The organism is Laceyella putida, from assembly GCF_042665195.1.
Lineage (GTDB): Bacteria > Bacillota > Bacilli > Thermoactinomycetales > Thermoactinomycetaceae > Laceyella > Laceyella putida.
In genome coordinates this window covers 145,270-166,075 of sequence record NZ_JBHTBW010000021.1, presented here as the reverse complement: position 1 = coordinate 166,075, position 20,806 = coordinate 145,270, and the positions used below count along the sequence as shown (strand labels likewise).

Sequence of the window (20,806 nt, the reverse complement as noted above, 5' to 3'; positions counted from 1 at the left end):
ATTCGCCGAAGGCGAATCCCTTGTCTTAAGTTTACCCATAAAATTTCTTCAGCCAGTTGAGCGCATTTTTCTTAAACGGATATCGAAAAGGTATGTCAAACTGGGTTGTTTGCTTCACAATCGCTTTCTTGTGGCTAAAGCAATCAAAGCTGTATTTTCCGTGGTAATGACCCAATCCACTCGTTCCCACTCCACCAAAAGGCAAGTGGGGGTTGCCGAGATGAATGATCGTATCATTGATGCATCCGCCGCCAAACGGCAACGCCTGGATGACTTTTTCCTGTTTCTTCTCATCCTCGGAGAAGAAATATAACGCCAAAGGCTTATCCTGTTTGCGGATCGTCGCGAGCGCATCATCCAGCTCTGCAAAAGTAAACACAGGAAGGATGGGTCCAAAGATCTCTTCTTGCATCACCGGCGCTTCCCAGCTCACCCCCGTCAACACCGTCGGTTCAATCACACAGTGTTCAGGGTCCGCTTTCCCGCCGATGGCGATTTCCCCATCTTGCAAAAACTTTTCCAACCGGGCAAAATGGCGCTCATTCACAATATGGCCATAGTTCTCACTAATCAGCGGATTATCTCCGTAGAACCGTTCAATCTCATGCTTCAACTGCGCAAGCAACGCTTCTTTGCGTTCTTCATGGACCAAGACATAATCCGGCGCCACGCAGGTTTGACCCGCGTTCATCCATTTGCCCCAACTGATTCTGCGCGCGGCCAGTTCCATGTTGGCATCCTTCTCGATAATGGCCGGGCTTTTGCCTCCCAGCTCGAGCGTCACCGGAGTCAACGTCTTGGCCGCCTTCTCCATGATGATCTTCCCCACTTGCACACTTCCCGTAAAGAAAATGTGGTCAAAGGGCAGCTCCAATAACGCTTGGCTTGTCTTCACATCCCCTTCGATTACCGCCACATATTCGTCCTCAAAAATCCCCTTGATCATTTGTACAATCACCCGGGAAGTGTGCGGCGCCCATTCCGACGGCTTAAGCACGGCGCAATTCCCGGCCGCAATCGCTCCGACCAAAGGCATCAGCGCGAGATTGCAAGGATAATTCCAAGGAGATATGATCAGGGTGACGCCATAAGGTTCAGGATACACATAACTTTTCGACCCCAACAACACTTGGGGGGTAGCCACTTTTTTGGGTTTGGCCCAAGCCTTCAAATGTTTGCTGACATATTTGATTTCATCCAAAAGCGGGCCAATTTCCGTCAAATACGCTTCAAACTCCGACCGATGCAAATCTTTTTTCAACGCTGTGGAAATGTCAGGTTCATATCGTTTAATGGCATGTTGCAATTTGAGTAAGCTTTCCAAGCGAAAGGATACCTCTTTGGTTTTCCCCGTTAGATAAAAACTCCTCTGCTTCTCAAAAATCGCTTGAACTTCCATTCGCTCTCCTTGCCTCCACTCAAGTGATGTCAGCTCCAGTATAAAAAATGAATGAAACTTTCTCAATGAACCAATTCATTACAAAAAAGACCGCACCCCAAACCGTTTGTTCCACTGTTCAGCCAATCGTCGACGGTATGCGGGACTCAACTGCCCCACCGCCCCATTATAAATCAACTTCAAATACGCCTCACTTGGTTTAATCTCTTCCGAAGCCTTGTTGACCACCGTATACGTCTCCGCTTCGACCAAGCTTCCCTGATGCCAAACTTTCACCCGAATGCGGCGATAATGGCCGATATCCACCCCTTCCCGCTTGTCAAGGTCAGGTAAGGCATCGGGATGCAACAGATAGAGCACCCCTTCCACCCGCTCCCCCTTTGCTGCCACAATGTCGGCTACACCACCTTGGCGATGTTCACTATACAAAGTGAACGCCAGCCGGTAATCGGGAAGGCTCGCCACGCCCAGCACCGAATAATTTCCCGCGCCCACCGTCCCTTTAAAACTGTGCTCATCCATGCATGACCCATACGCGAAATAATGGAGCATATCCATCCCTCCTCTTCCTCGTCATTGTCATTTTATGAGGAGCTTTTCATGTTCCTTACCCTTTTGCCCGGCAAACTACGCCACAAAAGAAAAAACAGGACGATGACGCCCTGTTTTAGCGTGGATGGTCGGATGGGATGGCGGCCGGTTTTGTCCCGCTTAAAAGTGGCACTTTTCGTATCGCCACCCAAGTCAGGACCGGGGCAAAACCGATCATAAGCATAAACCACCTCAATTGGCTGACATCCGTCATCTGGCTAACCCATATAATAAAAAGCAAAATGCCCGTGACGCGTCCAATGTTCAACATCAACTCGCGCATCACCACATATTCCACCCGCAATGCCGCTGACTGTTTTGTCTCACCGATGACATCAAACACCGTGGAGGTGAGGGGGGTCATATAAAACGGGTAAAACAACGCGGCCCCCACCCCCAAGACCCACATGGTCCAACTGCTGATTTGAAACACAAACGGCAAAACGGCCATTCCCATCATCAACGCACCTATCAAAATAAAGGTGTTGCGCGAACGCGGTTTCATTATTTTTCCCACCACAAAATAAGAAATCATCGACACGATGGAACCGACCGTAAAAAAACTGCCCAATGTAAATTCATCTTTGGTCGTGACATAAACCAACAGACCGATAAGAAAAGCGAACACCCCTTCACGCAATCCTTGTGCGATCATGGCATAACTGACCCAACGCCAATGCGCTTCCCGCTTTCGGATCAAAGACAATACGCGAACGAGTTGGAAATTCCCTCGGGCCGACCGCGATTTAAACAGGAAACTGACCACCACCGCAGCCAAAAAAATGACCAACGACAAGCCAAAGATAAAATGATATCCCTTCGTCTGCCCCATATATCGGATCAAGAGTCCGGAAATGAAGGGGGCGGCGATCCCGGCCACCGAGGTGAACAATCCATTCGCTCCATTAAATATGTCGCGGGTGTTTCGTTCGGTGATTTCAAAATACAATACGTTATAGGCCAACCAAAAAAACCCTGCTCCCAGCCCCAATACAACACCAAGCAAGTAGACATAGGTGACCGCATTTTTGCCAAGAAGCCACACCGCCAAATAAAACAGGGACAAAATGGCCACCCCCAACCGGATGGACACGACGCGATCGACGCGTTTGACCATCCATCCGGCCAAGATGAATGTCAATGCCGCCGCAACAAAATGGATGAGATTAAACCAACTAATCATCGTCCAATCTTTTTTGATCTTCCACAGAAACACGTTGACAAACATGCCCGACAACGAAGAGGCAACGGCAAACAAGCCGTTTTCCAACAACAATAACCATGATGATCGATCCAGTTTGCTTAATTGATTCATTCGTTCCATATGTTTGCTCACCAGTCTTAGCTTAACCAACTGACCAGTGAATATGAAAAAAGGTGCGGAAGGGTCTCCGCACCTTCGCCTGATCATTCTGGATCGCGGTCAACCGGTTCAGGCTGCATGCTCTTGAACTGAATGATGATCATGGCCAAGATAAATCCCGTCGTCAACGCGACAATATGACCAAATAACAAGGTCCAACTCAGGATCAGGTTGATCACCACAAAGACGAGGATCATCCGTCCCATGACCGGATGAATCATTCCCCGCATCGTTAAATAGAAATATACTCCCAGGAGCCCGTAAATCGCCTCATTGGCACCTGTAAAAACACCGTTCACTCCCGCCAAATAAAGCCCCCAATAACCTGCCATCCCCGTGCATAAATAGATGATTAAAAATGAGAGCTTGCCAAACAGCCACTCCAACTGCGGAGCAAACAAATACAACGAGAAACCCATCATGAGAAATTGGGCTAGATGCACATGCAAAAAAAGGGGGGACAACAAGCGCCAGTACTCGCCTTCTTGAATCCGCCAGTCGACGAACGCCCCGAACTGAATCCAAGCAGCGGGATCATTTCCTTTACCGCTTAACACATACATAAGAAAAACAACGATTTCAACCACAAAAATACTCGTCACCACAGGAAAGATCTGCGGAAAACGCCGAAACGGAATTAACGTGTGTCTGAACAAGAAGTCTCCTCCTCTAGCCTAACCAAGCAAGCAATCTCTTGTCCCATCTGCACTTTAGTCTCCTTAGCCAGCGGAATGCTCCACGTGATCTGACCGGGTTCAAAGAGGAGAATGACAGTGGAGCCGAATTCAAACCGCCCCAGCTCCGCTCCCTTGGGCAACAGCTTGGGTGAAGGATAAGTCTTATGTGCAAAGGGTTGGTTTGGTTTGGGGTTGGTTGCGATCGCTTCATCGTAGGTTACTTTAATACTGCCCACATTGGTCGCCCCCACTTTAACAAGCGCGGTCATTCCAGCCTCCCCTTCAATATAAGTCACAATCCGTTCATTCACCGCAAATAAACCTGGAACCAATTGGACGCCCACTTCATTGACCGGATACAATTCACCCGGAATGTAAGTGGAAGCCACAACCTTCCCCTCAATCGGCATATGAATGCGATGATAATCGCGCGGGCTCAGATAAATCGTGACAAATTCTCCTCCGTCAAATCGCTTGACTCCCTCTTCGTTTTCACCCAACAATTGAGCTAATGAGTAGGAGATTCCCTTGGCTTGAATCAATTTCCCAGCCTCGATCTTCCCTCCCTCTGACACTGTACCATCCACGGGGCTCACCACTTTTGCCTTCCCCGGGGCAATGGGGCGCGCCTCCGGCTGAAGTTCGCGCACAAAAAAATCCAGAAGATGCTCAAATTGATCCAGCGGTTTCCTTACTGGAGCCAGATCGATATCAAAATGACGGATATAAAAAGGGATCAAGTGACGGCTGAATGGATGGCGGGCCACTCTTCCCATCAGGCGTGAGATCCGTTTTTTGGGGATCCCGTGCCAGATCGCTTTGGATAACCTTCGTTTCATATGTACCTCCACACAGGAAAAAATCGGTAGACATATCTTCATCGCTTCCGGACACCATAATGGATAGTCAGGAGGTGATACAATGGATACCAAAAACTTTGTACCACAACAGTCCAAAACCAACTCTCAGCAAATTCGTCAGAAAAACCAACAATCCGCTCAAGCCCAACCAGCAGCCGGTGCCACGGCTGGTGGATTTGCTACTGAGTTTGCTAGCGAAACCAACGCTCAACAAGTTCGCCAGCAAAACCAACAGTCCCAGGCGAGAAAAAGCCAAAACCAACAATAAGCGAGTCTTCCTTCTGACTTGCGACTTATCCATAAATCCCATCTACCGTTACGGTAGATGGGATTTATGATTGTGTGTGACACCACCGGATATGATGAGGCGCAAGGCTTCATCCACCGACATATCCAATTCCTCCACCTGCTCCCTCTCATACCAATGCAAATCCCCAGCAAATTGGTAACTTTGCGGGAAATAGACCCCCACATACTCTTTTCCGTCTCCCGTGCGAAATGCCGGCGTCTTGACTGTCAGAAAACCCAGCTTGCGCGAACCGCCCAGATGGACGAACACCACGGTGTCAAACGATTTCTTTTCGCCGATAAACGAATGGATCGTATCTTTTAGTGTTCCGTAAAGGTCTTTGACCAGCGGAATTTTATCTAATACCGCCTCAATCATATCAAACAGCTTTTTGGTTAGCCACAATTTCGCCAAAAAACCGACCAGCAAAATCAAAATGACAACAAAAAGGAGCCCCATCCCGGGAAATGACCAAGGCAACAATTTCTCCGCCCAGGCCATGCCGATGTTATTGAGTAGCTGATATATATAATGCACCAAGTAAACAGTGAGGGCAATCGGCAAGAACACCAAAATACCATTGAGAAAATAGATGCTCATTCGCTTCATCAAGCCGCTCCGCCGCAATCACGCCACCTCATTTCTTCTTCATAAACCGCTCGTAGTAAGAAGTGATCAAATGATCAGCAATCGGCCCTGCCGCCACGGCGCCGTAACCCCCTTCAGGCACAATCACCGCCACAGCGATTTGTGGATCATCCGCGGGGGCAAAGGCGACAAACACCGAGTTTTCCACCCGGCCCCGGCCGGGAATATCTTGCTCCGATGTCCCCGTTTTGGCCGCCACATCAAACGGCAAATGGTTGAACAAGGCGGCCGCTGTCCCTCCCGGCTTCGTCACATTGACCATCCCGCGCACCACCGTTTGGTAATGTTCGGGCTTGATCGGCATGCGACTTAATACTTCCGGTTTGATTTCTTTCGTTTGGCCTGTGGTGGGATTCACCACTTTTTCGACCAATTGGGGGCGCAGTCGCGTTCCCTTGTTCCCCAACGTTTGCATATATTGCGCCAATTGCATGGCCGTATACCGCTGCGCTTGCCCAAACGAGGCGAGAGCCATGGCTCCCATTCCGGAATTGCGCTTCGCGATGATCTTGTAATCTTCCAGTCCATCCTGTTCACGCGGCAACGGGACACCTGTCTTGATCCCCAACCCAAAAGCGTGGGAAATCCGTTCAAATTCTTTCACGGCGCCCATTTTGTCTCTCCGGTACCATTTGGTGCCCAACCAAGCCATGAACGTGTTGGACGATTTTTGAATCGCTTTGACAGGGTTCAAGAGGCCATAGTTATGTTTCCCTGAATTGCGGACTGGCGGCGTCGCTTTCGCGTAGTAGAAAGCCCCGGGATCACTCCAATGGGTGGATGGGGAAATGACCCCTTTCATCATCCCCATCAGCACCGTCAGCGGCTTAAAGGTGGAACCCGACGGCAACACGGAAAAAGGATGCCGCTTGACTTCCGTCTGAGGAGACTCCGATTGGCGGGCATCATACGGCGCCTCACGAATGGTTCCATTATTGATCACAAAGCTAAGGTCCCGATAATCCTCACTTTGCACCTTTCCATTCCAAATATTCGGGTCATAGTCGGGATAACTGATCATGGACCGGATTTTCCCCGTTTTCACTTCCATGGCCACCGCATAGGCATTGCGTGCATAGGGCGCCCGGTTTTTGCCCGGTTGCGTGCGCAAATGGGCCAGATGCTGTTCAATAAATTCTTCCGCGGCCAGTTGCATATCCTGATCAAGGGTCATGATCAGGTCATTGCCCGGTTTTGGCGCCACTTCTTTTAAGACTTCAACCAGTTTCCCTTGTGAATTCACCCGCACCAAACGATAGCCGTTTTTGCCCCGCAAGTCATCTTGGTAGCTGTACTCGATGCCATCCATGCCCACTTGTTCCCAATCTAGATAGCCGCCTTCACCTGGCTGCTTCGCCAAGGCTTTATATTTCCCCATTGATGTTTTCGCGCCGGCAAAAGGACGAACGTAGCCGATCGTTTGCACAGCGATGCGGTCCGTCCGATACTGTCGCAATGGTTCGGAAAAAATGTTGACCCCCGGAAAGCGATCCGGGTTTTCCGAGATCTTGACCACCTCTTCATCCGATAAGCGGTCTTTCAGCTTTTTCGGAAAGTAAGGGGGTTGCTTTCTCACGACGGTTTTCCCTTTTGCGTCCAGACCGACATCCATCGCTTCCAACACTTCATTCAGCGGCATTTTCAATACGCCAGCCAACGCTTTGGCCGTCGCCAATTTTTTCTTTTTGTCACTATCCGGCTCAAGGTAAATCGCCGTGAATAAGGAACGGTTCTCTACCAACGCGTGACCGTTCCGATCGAAAATCTTCCCGCGTGACGCGACAATCGGCACTTGTTTGAAGTTGTTTTCCACGGCTAACTGGTTGTACTCGGCTCCAGCCCCCAGTTGAATGGAGCTGAGGCGCAAGATCAACAAAACGAACAACAGGATGACGATGAGCCACAATCCGTGCAATCGTCCAGACAGCCCTGCTGAACCTGTTTTATGTCTGCCCTGAAACATAGCACCACTCAATCCTTTACAACCATAGTGCGTTTCCACATCGTTTATAAGTGTATCATATCGCAAGGAAAAAGAGGGAGAGGATTCCTATTGAGCCATTGCGACAATTTTGTGTGATTTGCGATGACCGGGCTTGTCCCACAGTGATCGTTTCCATAAACAAGGGGAACAGCGGGGTTCCCCAATCATCAAGAGAAAGCCCCCTACTCCCATATGATCCATGGATTACCTCCAAAATTTGCGATAAAACTTTACCGCTTGGTAAGAATTCAAGACGCCAATTTGTTCCGTGCTGGATGTGCTTGCGGCTGACTGCAACAAGATATAGCGGATTTGTTCCGGATTCAGTTTCGGGTTGAGTTGGAGCAAGAGGGCAATGGTTCCGGATACATGGGGCACAGCCATGGAGGTGCCGCTCATCTCTCTTTTGGCCTCGTTTAGCCACGCCGAGGGAATCCGCTCCCCGGGGGCTGCGATATCAACGCCTTTTCCTATATTGCTGAAGTGAGATAAGCTTCCATCGCGCGAGACGGATGCAACCGCGATCGTTTCTGGATAGCGCGCCGGAAAGTCGATGTTTGACGCCAGTCCGCGGTTTCCTGTGGCCGCCACCATCACAATGCCCCGACGATGCGCGATCATAATGGCTTGACGCAACGATTCACTTAACTTTTCCATGCCAAAGCTCATATTGATCACTTGCATGCCGTTTTCAATACACCAATTGATTGCGCTCAACAAATCGGACAAATTGGCGCTGCCTTTGCGGTTGAATGCTTTCACCGCATAAACTTCCGTTTGCGGAGCCACTCCCATAATGCCCAAACCCGCACCATTCCCGGCGATGATCCCGGATACATGGGTACCATGGCCGTTGTAATCCTGAGGAGCAAAGTAAGGGGACAATATATTGACTCCACCCCGATAATTTTCCTTAACGGCAGGATGATCTGCGGAAATTCCCGTGTCAATGACCGCCACTTTCACCCCGCGCCCTTGGCTGACGGACCAAACTTTGGGCGCTTCTATCATCTGCACGCCCCATGGCAAGGTTTGCTCTTTGACCGACACCATGGTGCCCACATATGGTTCCGTAATGGTCAGCCGAATATCAGACTCCATATAGGCCACATCCGGCACCCATTCATTTGGGTTCGCGGGAGCCTGATATTCCCCGATAACCATGCCTAATTCAGATAAATAGCGGATCGGTTGAATACCTGAACGACGCAAATTATTCATGCACCGTTCCAACTGGATACCTTCACGCAAATAATAGATCTTACGTATCCGCTTCTTTTTTGAATCTTGGTTGTTAGGGGAAGGGAGCCTCCAATCAGAATCAGTCATGATCTCACACTCCCATCTGCACTAATTGCCCAAACCTTGAATATATTCTTACTAAAAGCAAAGCGGGTGTTAAGAATGGGCAAGCGAAATTCACCTAAACCGGACTCGTCACTGCAACTTTCACTCAGCTCCGACTCATCGACGGATTATTGGTCGAAAATTCAAAAATGGACCAATCAACTTTCCAAAACGACGAATCATCTCGATGACCTCATTCATGCCATGCAATCGCTTAACCTGGCCGCCAAAGACAAGGATGCGTTGAAAGAGATCATCTCTTCCCTGGCAAAAATGAATAAGGCTCCAACACAGAAAAAGTCAAATGCAACTGAATCTCAGGCCAAAAAGGAACCCAGTCTGACGGGTGACGTTTTTTATGATGTGTTCAACTCACCCGCCATGCGCGACATTGTACAAACGGTCATGAAAAAGAAAAAACGGCATTGGTGATTTCAATTTCTCTCGTCTCTTTTTATCTTCGCTTCTGCTTTGTCAGGATCTCGTTCACTTGAGTGGGAACCGACAAATGCAACTGGCTTAATATCTCCTGCATGCCTTCAGGCGACATGATCTGCTTCATCAAACCCATCATGGCTTCTTGAGATATGGGTGGGCGAACGATTTGGCTTATATATTCAATAAAGCCGGGGACTCCTTGCTGTTGATATCGCTCCATTGCTTTGAACATGATTTGCTTCAACTTCTTTTCATCCATGATTGGCTTACCTGCAAGTTGATTCATCCAATCGGCAAAACCTTTCAGCGCTTGCGGATCTTGTTTCATATGCTCCCCCCCAACCAACCGCTCGCGTTTATCTTAGTAGTATGAAAATCGCCTGCGTCTTTGCACGATATTCACCCATGGGCAACAAAAAAAGGCAGAAGCCCGTACGCTTCTGCCTTGCGTCATTTAATTTTCGCAACAGGATGCGCCCTTGGTCGGGTCAATCTTGCTGCACCCGGACATTTGGAAATCGACATCGCGCCCCACCTCGGACACCCGTTGCCAATATTCCCCAACATACGCGAGCGGTTGGGCCACCCGTTGTTCATCCGCGATGAAGTAAGTCGTTTCCTTCCCTGTCGCCTCATCCATAAAGGTGACATATAAGACATCATAATAGCATGGTGCACCTTCGTCTTCGACAATATCAAAGCCCGCTTCGTGACTGATGAGCAATTCTTCATAAGACAAGGTTTCCGTTCCCCGGTCCCCTTCGATCGAATGATAGGCGAACTCGCAACGATCCGCTTCTTCATCAAAAGAAGCTTGGCGAAGGTGACCATACACATAAATCGACCCACTGCCCAAGTCAATCGTCCCAAACAAACTTTGAGGATGTTCCGCCAGATAATCACCCACTTTGCGGGTTATGTCGCGGGCAAACATCTCTCTGGCCGCTTCTTGAAAATTAAACAACATCCCATGAGTAAATGATTTCATCATAATTAGCTCCTTTAATCAACCGTGCGCGTCGCCATCTATTATATCTAAGAGAAAAATCGGTTTTCAAGAAGCGGTTCCTTTTCGTTTTCTTTCCAATTCCCGCAATTCCACCCGTCTGATCTTCCCGCTTGTCGTCTTCGGCAAAGCGGTGACAAATTCAATTTCCCGCGGATACTTATACGGAGCGGTCAACGCCTTCACATGTGCCTGCAACTCAGGGATGAGTTCCGGTTTCGGCGGGCTCTCTTTCAAGACGACAAAGGCTTTCACAATCGCTCCGCGGATCGGGTCTGGGCTGGCCACCACCGCACACTCTTGCACAGCGGGGTGTTTGACCAAGGCATCCTCCACTTCGAATGGGCCAATGGTGTATCCTGAACTGATGATGATATCATCGGCCCGGCCTTCAAACCAAAAGTAGCCATCTTCATCCACTCTTGCGCGATCTCCCGTCAGATACCACTCCCCGCAAAACGCCGCTTGCGTGCGCTCGGGATCTTGGTAGTATCCTTTGAACAAAGCGGGGGAAGAACGGTGGACGCCAATATGCCCCACTTCCCCTTGTGGAACTTCCTTCCCCTCATCGTCCACAATGGCGATGCGGTTTCCCGGAGTCGGTTTGCCCATGGAACCCAGTTTCACCGGCATCCCTTTTAATGTGGCAATCAAGAGGGTGTTCTCGGTCTGCCCATAACCATCTCGCACCTGCACCTGAAAGGCGTCCAGAAACGTGTCAATCACTTCCCGATTCAGCGGTTCACCCGCACTGACCGCACTGCGCAAAGAAGGGAGTTGAAACTGGGACAATGTCTCGCATTTCGCCATCAAACGATATTCCGTCGGTGTGCAGCACAGGACATTGATCTCCTGTTCTTGCAACAAGCGGAGATAAGTCTCGGGATGAAAAGAACCATGGTAGACAAACGCAGTCGCACCGGCTCCCAACGTGGAAACAAACGGACTCCATACCCATTTGGCCCAACCCGGTCCGGCTGTGGCCCACACCTTGTCCCCGTTTTGAATGTCGAGCCAGGCTTCCGTTGCCGTTTGTTGATGCGCGATCGCCCAACTGTGATGGTGAACCACCCCTTTGGGTCCCCCCGTGGTACCGGAAGTATAGGAGATGAACGCCAGATCGTCCTCTGTCGTTTCCGGCAAGGCGGCGGATGAACCTGCCCTGCATTCGGCCATCGATAACCAAGCCCCATGCGTCTTTCCGCGCACGATTCGGAGCGCCGCGCTCCCGATTTCCAGCAAGGCTTCATCCACTCGGTCCGTCAGCGATTCGTCCGCGATAACGGCTTTGACATCCGCATGCCGCAGGCGGTAAGCAATATCTCCCGCACGTAGCATCTCTGACCCCGGCAAGAGAACCAACCCCGCTTTTAAACATGCCATATAAGCAACATAAGCTTCAGGTACCCGGGGCAATAAAATCATCACCCGATCTCCTTTGTTGAGCCCCAAGGAAACCAGCCCCAACGCCAAATAATCAGACTCTTCTTTCAAGTCGGCATATGTAATCCGTTTCTCTTCCCCTGTTTCGTTCCGCCAGTGAATGGCCACCTTCCCAGTCCCAGCATGTCGATCGATATCTTGTGCGATATTATACCGTTTGGTCATCCATTTCCCCTCCCTTGGCGAGATATAGAAGTATTCTTTCAAATGAGTGACAAATCCTGTTGCAGACAAAATAAGTAGCGACCCATTTGGGTCGCTACAGGGAACCAGGTATTCAATTATTAGAAGCCAGTCGTACCGCTGATTTGTTGTTGAGCCAGAGATACCAGACGTTTGGTGATTTCTCCCCCAACAGAACCGTTAGCGCGGGAAGTAGTGTCTGCACCCAGGTTTACACCAAACTCTTGTGCAATCTCATATTTCATTTGATTGATTGCTTGAGCCGAACCCTCAACCAGCAGTTGGTTTCTGTTACGAGAACGAGTGTTTTGTTGTTGTGGCATGTCATTTCACCTCCTTGCCTTTGTTGGTCTTATAGTGTGTCGTTTTGGGCAAAAGCATTCTAGGAAATTATGGATAAAATAGATGATAATTTCCAATTCACAAGACCGGATGAATGCGAATGGCAGACGGGTTATTTCATTAACCGCATAAATCCCCTTGAATGGATCCATTTTAAAAGAGAACAAGAGCGTAGAACATAAGCGGACAACCATCGAAAGGAGGGAACGATCCATGGGCGAACAAGGCAAACAGAACGAAAATGACGTTCCAAACAAGCTATTTGTGACAGATGAAACGTTTGAAATGTATGAGATTCATCAAAGCACACCGATTACGGACATGATCTTGGAATCCTATGGCCAAGTGGGAGTTCCAAATGATCGGGAGGAAAAGGAACGCAACGATGAGACTTAAATAATTCATGGCCATTTTTCAGCTCTGTTGGCCATGCGCAATCACTTAGGTTTTCCAAAAAAATAATACAAGCCCACCACACATCCAACTTTTGGTTGGAAAAGGGTGGGCTTGTATTCAAGGATCATGCCAAACGGTGAATTGCCTGAATCGGTTAAATCAAGCTTGGAATTTTTTGCGTCTCTGCGTTAAAGGGTGCTTTGATCCATCGCTTCTTCCTCCCCATTAAACAGCCGTTTCCTAATATATTTGTGAAAAAACCATTCGCCGATTCCAATCGCCAACGCTGCATAAAAAGCAATGGTTGTATTTTCAAAACGCAGGTATGTAAGGTATGTGGCGATGATCGCGTAGGATATGCCCAGATCGCTGAGGATGGCAAGATAGTTTCCCACTTTCGGCAAAATGAAAAGATCCGTCACATAACCAACCAATGTCAAAGTGACGCTTAAAAATAAAATATCCCCCCACCGCAAATCAAAATACAAACCCAATACCAAATAAAGCAACACGGTCAACATCAAAAACTTCATGAGCAAAGGTGTTAGGTGTCTCAATGCCATCATCTCCTTTTAACATTTATTTTTACCTCGAATAACGGGGGTATACCGACAAGTAACAGTTGAAAGGACCAACGTATTTTGCCTTGTGGATTAGATTTAAGGGCGTTGCAGGAACAGGATCGAATATACCTTCCCATCCGCTGTCACGCGCATGCCCATTTCGACTCCTGGATTGATCCTTTCATAACCCTTGCTCCAGTCATTTCTCTTCCTTCCGACAACGACCCATTTCCATCCTTGCCACCGGCGTGATCACGGCTAATATGAAAACAAACAGGTTATAAAAAAATATTCCCCTTCATAAAGTGAAACTATGACCCCCATCGCATTCAGTTACAGCGAAAGGATGATCCACTTGAAAACCTCGCATGATCAACAACCCAATCCTTTTGTCAATCAAGAACGGGTGTGGTTTCCGTATGTCAGCCCGTTTGACCCTTGTCCACCGCGCCGTGTGAAAACGTATGTCGTGCCACCCAATCAATATTTGGGATTCCAACCTCCCAACTTGCCACAGTACCCCCCCAGCAAAGCGTTGATGCGCGGCACCTTATGGCCCATTCTCTTCAGTCCTTACCGCAAGAAATGCCGGATTCGCAAAGGTGATGCATGATGGAGCACAAACATCGATTCGAATTGCTTAAACAGTTGCAAGAAGTCGATTTCGTCTTGATTGAGCTCAATCTTTTTTTGGATACTCATCCTGGTGACATGAATGCATTGCAGCAATTCAATTGGTATGCCCAAGAACGTGCCAGGATCGCCGCTTCATATGAACAGCAGTACGGCCCCTTGACCAACTTCGGTCACAGTCTCAACCAATACCCTTGCGGCTGGGACGAAGGTCCTTGGCCTTGGGAAATATAGAGGTGTGAAGCGATGTGGATTTATGAAAAGAAATTGCAGTATCCCGTCAAGGTGAGCCAGTGCAACCCCACCTTGGCCAAATACCTGATCGAACAATACGGGGGCGCGGATGGAGAACTGGCCGCGGCCTTGCGCTACCTCAACCAACGCTATACCTTGCCCGACAAGGTGAAGGGCCTTCTCACCGACATCGGCACTGAAGAGTTCGCCCATCTGGAGATGATCGCGACGATGGTTTACAAGCTCACGAAAGACGCCACCCCTGACCAACTCAGGGAAGCGGGATTGGGCGAGCATTTTGCCAATCATGATGCCGCTCTCTTTTACAACAATGCGGCGGGAGTGCCCTTCACCGCCACCTACATCCAAGCCAAGGGCGACCCCATCGCCGACCTGTATGAGGACATCGCCGCCGAGGAAAAAGCAAGGGCGACATACCAATGGCTGATCGACATCTCCGATGATCCGGATATCAATGACGCCTTGGCCTTTTTGCGCGAACGGGAAGTGGTTCATGCACAGCGGTTCAGGGAAGCGGTGGAGTTGATTAAGGAGTACAACGAGCAAAAGAAGTATTTTTAGTGTTGGAAATGGAATGATAAAGGAGCGCATGGATTAGTTATCCCCATCTTTCAAGGAATGGAAAGATGGGGATTGTTTTTGTTCATGTTAAGGAGGCTCATTTGACGCCCAAAAAGGGGCGTGAATGAATCTGGGGTGAATGCGTTGAGATCCGATGATGGATATGCCTTTCACCTGACGGAATCCCAACTAGGGTAATTTGGAGGGGTAAAGGCGTAATTGATTTTTGGAGGGAAGAATGTATTATATTTTATAGAATATTTGGCTGAAGATGGTCGTCCGATACTGTAAATTAGGAACTCAATCGTGGGAAATCCGTACAGATTGAAGTGTAAACCTTTGTGGGGTTCAATAAAAGAGACCACCTTTGTTATTGAGATGGTCTTTTTTGCTCATGATTGAATTTCACCATTTTTTACCGCTTCATTCTGTTTGTTGCTTTTTTTTGAGATAATTGATATTTGGCCTATTAAGGTTATTAGGGCTAGACAACCTGCGGCAAACGGAAGTTGGGAAGGCTTGAGACTCCACACGGCTGAAGCCGTGGGATTCTTGGGTAGTTAGCGCACTCAATCCATTTCTGCTTCATGCAACTCCCAAGTTTAGGGCTGTCTCATCAGCCCGTCCCATGCAGTTCTACAACTCATGTTGCATGTACCCACATGGGCGGAACGCCTATTACCAGCGTTCTCGTTCCGTTTTACTCACTCTCATGATTTTACCCAGTGGGAGAGATTGGTTCGCCACTGGAACCCCATATCATGACGTACAGAGGAACAAAACCCACTACCAGTGGGATGAGCACCGCTCATGCGTTAGATTATACTGAAGATTGTTGCTCTTAACAATCCCATAAAGGGATTACCGAGCAACGCCGTCTTTCATCCCACGATTGAAACCGTGGGCTTTCAGCCAGCAAAAATCTGTAAGCCGGGGCGGCCCATTCGATCAATGAGCGTGCCAATAGAAAAGCTTCCTATTAAGCCGCCGATTCCCCATGCCCACAGATATGGCGTAATATTATTAATGTCTGCCGGGTTATGCAAGATTGATGCGATACATGCAATTCTCACGGAACTGAATACAATTCGACAAGAGTTGAGACAATTTTGCCGAACGGCTCCGATTGCTATAGGAAGTCTTCCTAGTTTGGCAACTTATTATTTGCCTTCAAAAATGAAGGGGCTTCGATTTTTAAACCGACCCATGACACTAATGATTCAAAACACTTCGGAAGACTTAATCCAATCATTGCAGGAAGGAAGACTTGATGCGGTATTTGTTGATTCCTTATATGTGGGAGAGGCATTGTGGAGTTGTAAATTATTCACAGAGTCTTATTATGCGGTATTTCCTTTGCACCATCGTTATCGTTCCCGAAAAAAAGTTAAGCTTGCCGAAAACTTTGTGAAGAGCCACTTATCGTCATCAAGCCCCTTGTGATACAAGAAAGCATATTATCGAACAAATGGAATCACTGGGCCACAAACCCAACATCATCAACGAGGTCGCTTTTGGCGATTTCATCCTAGGAGCGGTGGCTGCAGGAATGGGAATCACAATTATTCCTGAATTAATGGCGAAAAATATTGGTCATCTTCAGCTCTTCGCTCTCCCCATTGTTGATTTTGGAAGAAATAGATCGATTTCTATAGCTACCCGTAGTCGCAAATTTGGATTGCAATTATATCAATTCATCTCAACCGATTGTGAATCGTCATCGGTTTCAGGGTTTTCGTTTCAACATCTTCGAGAACCCGGTTCATGAGTATCCGGGCTGTCTCGGAAGCAGGCATCCAAGCATACAAACGCAAGGGCATACGATTCCCGAAATCGCCGCCATGTCAAGCTGCTTGAAAATGCTGGCGAATGCATCGAACGAAACCAAATGCAGGTCTATACCCCCGCATAGGCCATAAAGCCGCCATCAACTGGAATCGTTATTCCTGTTACAAAGCCTGACATGTTTTCATCAACCAACCACAACAACGTTCCCAGAAGGTCATCAGGAGTACCGAATCGTCGCATCGGGGTTTGGGACAGGATTTTAATCGCCCTTTCCGTTAAAGAACCATCTTCGTTCCTCAAAAGTCTCCTGTTTTGTTCTGTTAGGAAAAATCCCGGTGCAATCGCATTGACTCTAATTCCCACATCTGCCAGATGTACGGCCAACCATTGCGTGAAATTATCTATTCCTGCTTTGGCTGCACTATACGCTGGAACCTTTGTCATGGGGGTAGGCGCGCTCATGGATGACATATTGATGACAACCGCGCCTTTTCTATTGATCATTTTCTTGGTGAAAATTTGGGTGGGGATCAGTGTTCCCAGTATGTTTAAGTTGAACACAAAGCCAAATCCTTCTGTACTTAAATCAAAAAACGTTTTCACTTCTTTATTCTCAAGATCCTCGATCTTTAACGTTTCATTCGTTGTTGTTCCTTCAGGATGGTTCCCGCCCGCACCGTTGATCAAAATATCACAGGCACCGAACTTGCCATAGACGATTTCTTCCGCCCTCCTCACACTTTCGGCATCCAGCACGTTGCAGGCGACGGCAATGGCCTCACCGCCTGATTGCCTTATTTCTTCCACCACGATTTCTCCTTTTTCCGCATTTCTGTTCAGAATCGCCACCTTCACTCCTTGTCTGCCGAGCTCATTCGCCATGGCACTGCACAAAACTCCGCTTCCACCGGTAATGACCGCCACTTTCCCTTTTACGTTTTCATTCATTACCAGCATGGTTTGCCTCCCGCTTCGCCCTTTCCAAGGCATCCCAGATCCCCCATAAATACATGATTCCAAGAGCCCTGTCGTAAAGTCCATAGCCGGGCCTGCACTTCTCACCCCAAATATGCCTACCATGGTCCGGTCTTGCGTATCCGGAAAATCCATTCTCATGGTAAGCTTTGACAATATCAACGATATCGACGGAACCGTCGGAAGTTCGATGGGATGTTTCAATAAAATCGCCATTTTCATAGATTCTCACATTTCGAATATGGGCAAAAGGAATTCTGTCCGCGAATTCCCTTACCATTTCCGCTACATTGTTGTCAGGATTCGCACCCAGGGAACCGCTGCAAAGGGTTACCCCATTGTACGGATTATCAACAAGTTTCAGAAATCTGCTGATATTCTCCCTGTTTGTTATAATTCTTGGGAGGCCAAACACAGGCCAAGGCGGATCATCCGGATGGATGGCCATTTTTATATCGTTTTCTTCCGCTACGGGAATAATTTGCTCCAAGAAGTATTTCAAGTTATTCCATAAATCTTCTTCCGACACATCTTTATAAGCTTCAAAAAGATTGGAAAGGTGCTTTAATCTGTCAGGCTCCCATCCCGGCATGGTAAGCTCCGGATTTTTTGTTAAGTTGCGCACCAACTCCAGAGGTTCTATCTTGTCTATCTTCTCTTTTTCATAAAAAAGCGCGGTTGATCCATCCTCCAATTCCTTGCATAAATCGGTTCTGATCCAATCAAAAACAGGCATGAAGTTGTAGCAAATGACTTTGACGCCGACCTGGGCCAACTTCTCGATGGTTCTTTTATAATTTTCAATATATATCTCTCTGGTTGACAGCCCCAGCTTAATGTCTTCATGTACATTGACGCTCTCAACAACTTCTATGTTCAGTCCATAGTGATCAGCCATTTTTCGGGTTTCCAAAATTTGTTCCATGGGCCATTCCTCTCCCGCCGGGATATCATGAAGTGCCCATACAATACCCTCCACACCGGGAATTTGTTTGATCTGATCAAGTGTGACCGTATCGTTCCCGTGACCAAACCACCGAAATACCATTCTCATCGTTTGATTCCCCCGTTAAGTTGATTGCGCAATAATCACGAACTAGGGCGTGTTTGATAAATATGTCGGTGGCTTCAAAACCGTTTTCCCATTCGCTTCACTTGTCCTTCGGCGCTCATCGGGAAAAGGGTTTTCCGCCTCTCCAATGGTCAATTTGCTTTGCCAGACACGCCCTAATAAATGGTTCTATTTTCCCAATCGGCAAAATGGCATAGCGACCATATCCATACAAGTTGCTTGCAAGCGTATGCCCTGCCCAGTTGGAATTGTTTCCGATATTTGAAAAGTGAGGTAGTTTATTGTATTAATTATTTATAGATACGTCAATATATGATGAATAAATCGACTCCCGCATTAATATATAGTAATGAAAAACAATCGGTCCCATGAAAGGCCGGCTGTCATCTCATGTCACACTACCCGCAGGCACACAGGTACAATCATGCCCCATAAACCCGCTTAAACGCAAAAGGTTGGCTCCCCTGAGCGGACAACCAACCTTTTCCTCCGTCTATATGATTACATTAATCCCAATTTCGATTTTAATTCACGCCGTTTTCGTTTTAATTGTTTCAACTCTTCGTACAAGTCATATTGCGCCAAAAATTCATGGCGTTCTTTTGCGAGTAAGTATTCTTGCTTGACGGAAAAGAGACGCTCCTCCAGTGCTTTTAATTGTTCAACCATGGTAAGCACCTCGTTTCATCTTTTTTAATTGATAGAGTTTCAGGGGCTAATGGTTACATACCCCGACAACAAACAACTCAAACCACATTTTTTGACATCGACTCAAACAATTTTGCCTAAATGAGAGAAAAAACAGAATATAGAGCAAAAAAGTGACAAAAATCAAAACAAATCCCACTATATTCACGTTGACCCACGTCGAATCTTTGCTACAATAGTATTCTGGTACCCTAATTTCTACTTTTTTATGTGAAAGGAGTTTGTTCCTGTGTCCGTAAACCCGCAATACATGCCCTCTTTTCTGGAAGAGTTTCGCACGATGAAACTGGAGATGATGATTCGCGATCTGCACAAATTGAGCCATGAAGAACTGATTCGTATCAAAAAGGAAATCGATGAACTCCTTCATTCTGAAAAAGAGTAGGATGAATCATATGACTCAATCGACAGAAAAACTGTTAATCCAAACATACAAGCATATCAATGAGTCGCGCAATCTACTGGAACAATTAATCAATCAACTGGGACAACAACAACAATTCGTCCATCACCTTCCTGAAGACATTCAACATCTTATTCGCGTCGCCCTTGAATTATCACCGGAACAACGGAAGACATTGAGACTTTTTATCGAATCCCTCAAACACGATTAAACACCCCTACCTTCAACAGAATAAAAAGGTAGGGGTGTTTATTACGTGCCAAATCTTCTGCGGAAAATATCGCGCGACAAGACGGACGAACGGAACACCTTATACATTTTGGAGGCATCCACCGCGACAAAGAGACCGGTACCAGGAACAATTTCTTTCCCATTCATGCGGATATAATCATATCGTTGCAACAAATGCAACGTGGTGATCCAAGTTTCATTTTCGCCAAGTGCATCGCCAAACAAGTTGACCAGTTGATTGACATGGATGGAATAAGTTCTCTTACGCTGACGCAAATCCGGATCCAATTGCGGATAAATCAACAACCCCCATAAAATAACGAGGGCAGCTCGTTTCGTCGGTTCCCATGAGCGATGAGGGTACATCCGCGCCTGTTCGTTTGGTACGGTTCGTGAGGTCAAATAAGCACTCATTTCATTCACTGACAACGGTTTCAAAGCGAACCTCCCCTTTCAACAATGAACATAGCCAAATAAACCCAATTTTTGTACCTAATATGGGTTATGGTCAAAAGTCCACGATTTCATACCTTATCATCAGAAAATGATTCTGTAATATAATTTCATGTATAATCACTTAAATTTTCCTATAAAATGATATAGTTGCCCTCTTATTTCTCTGTAAAAGCCCCGAGCAGAAAAAGTTTTTGA

27 protein-coding genes are annotated in these 20,806 nt (G+C 47.5%); 10 read left to right on the top strand and 17 right to left on the bottom strand.

What is annotated here, in order from left to right:
• Positions 1–31: 31 nt before the first annotated feature.
• The 5 genes from ACFQNG_RS09305 to asd all read right to left on the bottom strand — a co-directional run bounded on the left by ACFQNG_RS09305 (position 32) and on the right by asd (position 4,869).
• On the bottom strand, positions 32–1,432 hold the full coding sequence (locus tag ACFQNG_RS09305) for an aldehyde dehydrogenase (RefSeq protein WP_379864730.1): 1,401 nt from the start codon (positions 1,430–1,432) through the stop codon (positions 32–34).
• 45 nt (positions 1,433–1,477) lie between these two features.
• Positions 1,478–1,951, bottom strand: coding sequence for a gamma-glutamylcyclotransferase family protein (locus tag ACFQNG_RS09300; protein WP_379864646.1), 474 nt, complete (start codon positions 1,949–1,951; stop codon positions 1,478–1,480).
• Between the two features lie 115 nt (positions 1,952–2,066).
• Positions 2,067–3,314, bottom strand: coding sequence for an MFS transporter (locus ACFQNG_RS09295; RefSeq protein ID WP_379864645.1), 1,248 nt, complete (start codon positions 3,312–3,314; stop codon positions 2,067–2,069).
• An 83-nt stretch (positions 3,315–3,397) separates the two neighbouring features.
• Complete coding sequence (locus ACFQNG_RS09290; RefSeq protein WP_379864644.1) at positions 3,398–4,009, bottom strand: rhomboid family intramembrane serine protease; 612 nt, start codon at positions 4,007–4,009, stop codon at positions 3,398–3,400.
• Positions 3,991–4,869, bottom strand: coding sequence for an archaetidylserine decarboxylase (gene asd / locus ACFQNG_RS09285; RefSeq protein WP_379864643.1), 879 nt, complete (start codon positions 4,867–4,869; stop codon positions 3,991–3,993). The genes ACFQNG_RS09290 and asd overlap by 19 nt, the downstream gene beginning before the upstream one ends.
• An 82-nt stretch (positions 4,870–4,951) precedes the next feature.
• Here asd and ACFQNG_RS09280 point away from each other — a divergent pair, with 82 nt between their 5' ends.
• Positions 4,952–5,158, top strand: a complete 207-nt coding sequence (locus tag ACFQNG_RS09280; protein WP_379864642.1) for a gamma-type small acid-soluble spore protein — start codon at positions 4,952–4,954, stop codon at positions 5,156–5,158.
• 48 nt (positions 5,159–5,206) lie between these two features.
• On the opposite strand, the gene ACFQNG_RS09275 is transcribed toward ACFQNG_RS09280, so the two are convergent.
• From ACFQNG_RS09275 to ACFQNG_RS09265, 3 genes are all read right to left on the bottom strand, one after another.
• Positions 5,207–5,806 carry a DUF502 domain-containing protein gene (locus ACFQNG_RS09275; protein ID WP_379864641.1) on the bottom strand — a complete coding sequence of 200 codons (600 nt, stop codon included), beginning with the start codon at positions 5,804–5,806 and terminating at the stop codon, positions 5,207–5,209.
• Between the two features lie 10 nt (positions 5,807–5,816).
• Positions 5,817–7,790 (bottom strand): peptidoglycan D,D-transpeptidase FtsI family protein, encoded by a 1,974-nt coding sequence (locus tag ACFQNG_RS09270; RefSeq protein ID WP_379864640.1) that lies wholly within the window; start codon positions 7,788–7,790, stop codon positions 5,817–5,819.
• A 225-nt stretch (positions 7,791–8,015) separates the two neighbouring features.
• Positions 8,016–9,140, bottom strand: a complete 1,125-nt coding sequence (locus ACFQNG_RS09265) for a S8 family peptidase (RefSeq protein ID WP_379864639.1) — start codon at positions 9,138–9,140, stop codon at positions 8,016–8,018.
• A 75-nt stretch (positions 9,141–9,215) separates the two neighbouring features.
• Between ACFQNG_RS09265 and ACFQNG_RS09260 the strand changes: the two genes are divergently transcribed.
• Positions 9,216–9,590 (top strand): hypothetical protein, encoded by a 375-nt coding sequence (locus ACFQNG_RS09260; RefSeq protein ID WP_379864638.1) that lies wholly within the window; start codon positions 9,216–9,218, stop codon positions 9,588–9,590.
• Positions 9,591–9,612: 22 nt separating this feature from the next.
• Here the strand turns inward: ACFQNG_RS09260 and ACFQNG_RS09255 are convergent, their stop codons facing one another.
• The 4 genes from ACFQNG_RS09255 to ACFQNG_RS09240 form a co-directional block, all read right to left on the bottom strand.
• Positions 9,613–9,924 carry a hypothetical protein gene (locus ACFQNG_RS09255; RefSeq protein ID WP_379864637.1) on the bottom strand — a complete coding sequence of 104 codons (312 nt, stop codon included), beginning with the start codon at positions 9,922–9,924 and terminating at the stop codon, positions 9,613–9,615.
• Between the two features lie 126 nt (positions 9,925–10,050).
• The gene (locus ACFQNG_RS09250) at positions 10,051–10,584 is read right to left on the bottom strand and encodes a hypothetical protein (RefSeq protein WP_379864636.1); all 534 of its coding nucleotides are present in this window, start codon (positions 10,582–10,584) and stop codon (positions 10,051–10,053) included.
• A gap of 66 nt (positions 10,585–10,650) precedes the next feature.
• Positions 10,651–12,210 carry an acyl-CoA synthetase gene (locus tag ACFQNG_RS09245; protein ID WP_379864635.1) on the bottom strand — a complete coding sequence of 520 codons (1,560 nt, stop codon included), beginning with the start codon at positions 12,208–12,210 and terminating at the stop codon, positions 10,651–10,653.
• A gap of 119 nt (positions 12,211–12,329) precedes the next feature.
• Positions 12,330–12,551, bottom strand: coding sequence for a small, acid-soluble spore protein, alpha/beta type (locus tag ACFQNG_RS09240; RefSeq protein ID WP_379864634.1), 222 nt, complete (start codon positions 12,549–12,551; stop codon positions 12,330–12,332).
• Positions 12,552–12,783: 232 nt separating this feature from the next.
• On the opposite strand from ACFQNG_RS09240, the gene ACFQNG_RS09235 reads away from it, so the two are divergent.
• A complete protein-coding gene (locus ACFQNG_RS09235) occupies positions 12,784–12,966 on the top strand; it encodes a hypothetical protein (RefSeq protein ID WP_379864633.1) in 183 nt (60 codons plus the stop codon).
• Positions 12,967–13,154: 188 nt separating this feature from the next.
• Here ACFQNG_RS09235 and ACFQNG_RS09230 read toward each other — a convergent pair whose 3' ends face one another.
• Entirely contained in the window at positions 13,155–13,523 is a 369-nt protein-coding gene (locus tag ACFQNG_RS09230) for a DUF2512 family protein (RefSeq protein ID WP_379864632.1), read from the bottom strand.
• Positions 13,524–13,884: 361 nt separating this feature from the next.
• Between ACFQNG_RS09230 and ACFQNG_RS09225 the strand changes: the two genes are divergently transcribed.
• The 5 genes from ACFQNG_RS09225 (at position 13,885) to ACFQNG_RS09205 (ending at position 16,746) form a co-directional block, all read left to right on the top strand.
• Complete coding sequence (locus tag ACFQNG_RS09225) at positions 13,885–14,142, top strand: spore coat associated protein CotJA (RefSeq protein WP_379864631.1); 258 nt, start codon at positions 13,885–13,887, stop codon at positions 14,140–14,142.
• Positions 14,142–14,396 (top strand): spore coat protein CotJB, encoded by a 255-nt coding sequence (locus ACFQNG_RS09220; RefSeq protein WP_379864630.1) that lies wholly within the window; start codon positions 14,142–14,144, stop codon positions 14,394–14,396. Before ACFQNG_RS09225 ends, ACFQNG_RS09220 begins: the two co-directional genes overlap by 1 nt.
• Before the next feature lie 12 nt (positions 14,397–14,408).
• Positions 14,409–14,978, top strand: a complete 570-nt coding sequence (locus tag ACFQNG_RS09215) for a manganese catalase family protein (protein ID WP_379864629.1) — start codon at positions 14,409–14,411, stop codon at positions 14,976–14,978.
• Between the two features lie 1,026 nt (positions 14,979–16,004).
• On the top strand, positions 16,005–16,421 hold the full coding sequence (locus tag ACFQNG_RS09210; protein WP_379864628.1) for a LysR substrate-binding domain-containing protein: 417 nt from the start codon (positions 16,005–16,007) through the stop codon (positions 16,419–16,421).
• 25 nt (positions 16,422–16,446) lie between these two features.
• Positions 16,447–16,746 carry a LysR family transcriptional regulator substrate-binding protein gene (locus ACFQNG_RS09205; RefSeq protein WP_379864627.1) on the top strand — a complete coding sequence of 100 codons (300 nt, stop codon included), beginning with the start codon at positions 16,447–16,449 and terminating at the stop codon, positions 16,744–16,746.
• A gap of 128 nt (positions 16,747–16,874) precedes the next feature.
• Here the strand turns inward: ACFQNG_RS09205 and ACFQNG_RS09200 are convergent, their stop codons facing one another.
• The 3 genes from ACFQNG_RS09200 to ACFQNG_RS20935 all read right to left on the bottom strand — a co-directional run bounded on the left by ACFQNG_RS09200 (position 16,875) and on the right by ACFQNG_RS20935 (position 19,482).
• The gene (locus tag ACFQNG_RS09200; RefSeq protein ID WP_379864626.1) at positions 16,875–17,723 is read right to left on the bottom strand and encodes an SDR family oxidoreductase; all 849 of its coding nucleotides are present in this window, start codon (positions 17,721–17,723) and stop codon (positions 16,875–16,877) included.
• Positions 17,707–18,795: a mannonate dehydratase gene (gene uxuA, locus ACFQNG_RS09195; protein ID WP_379864625.1), complete on the bottom strand. Its 1,089-nt coding sequence runs from the start codon at positions 18,793–18,795 to the stop codon at positions 17,707–17,709. The genes ACFQNG_RS09200 and uxuA overlap by 17 nt, the downstream gene beginning before the upstream one ends.
• A 519-nt stretch (positions 18,796–19,314) precedes the next feature.
• The gene (locus ACFQNG_RS20935) at positions 19,315–19,482 is read right to left on the bottom strand and encodes a hypothetical protein (protein WP_417498500.1); all 168 of its coding nucleotides are present in this window, start codon (positions 19,480–19,482) and stop codon (positions 19,315–19,317) included.
• Positions 19,483–19,750: 268 nt separating this feature from the next.
• On the opposite strand from ACFQNG_RS20935, the gene ACFQNG_RS09190 reads away from it, so the two are divergent.
• Complete coding sequence (locus tag ACFQNG_RS09190) at positions 19,751–19,906, top strand: hypothetical protein (RefSeq protein ID WP_022736813.1); 156 nt, start codon at positions 19,751–19,753, stop codon at positions 19,904–19,906.
• 10 nt (positions 19,907–19,916) lie between these two features.
• Positions 19,917–20,135: a hypothetical protein gene (locus ACFQNG_RS09185; RefSeq protein ID WP_379864624.1), complete on the top strand. Its 219-nt coding sequence runs from the start codon at positions 19,917–19,919 to the stop codon at positions 20,133–20,135.
• 41 nt (positions 20,136–20,176) lie between these two features.
• On the opposite strand, the gene ACFQNG_RS09180 is transcribed toward ACFQNG_RS09185, so the two are convergent.
• A complete protein-coding gene (locus ACFQNG_RS09180) occupies positions 20,177–20,593 on the bottom strand; it encodes a hypothetical protein (RefSeq protein ID WP_379864623.1) in 417 nt (138 codons plus the stop codon).
• Positions 20,594–20,806: the final 213 nt, after the last annotated feature.

Coding starts and splice junctions, on each gene's coding strand:
- ACFQNG_RS09250 (WP_379864636.1), bottom strand. CDS start 10,584: ATGAAATCATTTACTCATGGGATGTTGTTTAATTTTCAAGAAGCGGCC.
- ACFQNG_RS09280 (WP_379864642.1), top strand. CDS start 4,952: ATGGATACCAAAAACTTTGTACCACAACAGTCCAAAACCAACTCTCAG.
- ACFQNG_RS09300 (WP_379864646.1), bottom strand. CDS start 1,951: ATGCTCCATTATTTCGCGTATGGGTCATGCATGGATGAGCACAGTTTT.
- ACFQNG_RS09215 (WP_379864629.1), top strand. CDS start 14,409: ATGTGGATTTATGAAAAGAAATTGCAGTATCCCGTCAAGGTGAGCCAG.
- ACFQNG_RS09265 (WP_379864639.1), bottom strand. CDS start 9,140: ATGACTGATTCTGATTGGAGGCTCCCTTCCCCTAACAACCAAGATTCA.
- ACFQNG_RS09220 (WP_379864630.1), top strand. CDS start 14,142: ATGGAGCACAAACATCGATTCGAATTGCTTAAACAGTTGCAAGAAGTC.
- ACFQNG_RS09260 (WP_379864638.1), top strand. CDS start 9,216: ATGGGCAAGCGAAATTCACCTAAACCGGACTCGTCACTGCAACTTTCA.
- uxuA (WP_379864625.1), bottom strand. CDS start 18,795: ATGAGAATGGTATTTCGGTGGTTTGGTCACGGGAACGATACGGTCACA.
- ACFQNG_RS09295 (WP_379864645.1), bottom strand. CDS start 3,314: ATGGAACGAATGAATCAATTAAGCAAACTGGATCGATCATCATGGTTA.
- ACFQNG_RS09255 (WP_379864637.1), bottom strand. CDS start 9,924: ATGAAACAAGATCCGCAAGCGCTGAAAGGTTTTGCCGATTGGATGAAT.
- ACFQNG_RS09210 (WP_379864628.1), top strand. CDS start 16,005: ATGTCTGCCGGGTTATGCAAGATTGATGCGATACATGCAATTCTCACG.
- asd (WP_379864643.1), bottom strand. CDS start 4,869: ATGAAACGAAGGTTATCCAAAGCGATCTGGCACGGGATCCCCAAAAAA.
- ACFQNG_RS09200 (WP_379864626.1), bottom strand. CDS start 17,723: ATGCTGGTAATGAATGAAAACGTAAAAGGGAAAGTGGCGGTCATTACC.
- ACFQNG_RS09185 (WP_379864624.1), top strand. CDS start 19,917: ATGACTCAATCGACAGAAAAACTGTTAATCCAAACATACAAGCATATC.
- ACFQNG_RS09270 (WP_379864640.1), bottom strand. CDS start 7,790: ATGTTTCAGGGCAGACATAAAACAGGTTCAGCAGGGCTGTCTGGACGA.
- ACFQNG_RS09240 (WP_379864634.1), bottom strand. CDS start 12,551: ATGCCACAACAACAAAACACTCGTTCTCGTAACAGAAACCAACTGCTG.
- ACFQNG_RS09245 (WP_379864635.1), bottom strand. CDS start 12,210: ATGACCAAACGGTATAATATCGCACAAGATATCGATCGACATGCTGGG.
- ACFQNG_RS09205 (WP_379864627.1), top strand. CDS start 16,447: ATGGAATCACTGGGCCACAAACCCAACATCATCAACGAGGTCGCTTTT.
- ACFQNG_RS09235 (WP_379864633.1), top strand. CDS start 12,784: ATGGGCGAACAAGGCAAACAGAACGAAAATGACGTTCCAAACAAGCTA.
- ACFQNG_RS20935 (WP_417498500.1), bottom strand. CDS start 19,482: ATGGTTGAACAATTAAAAGCACTGGAGGAGCGTCTCTTTTCCGTCAAG.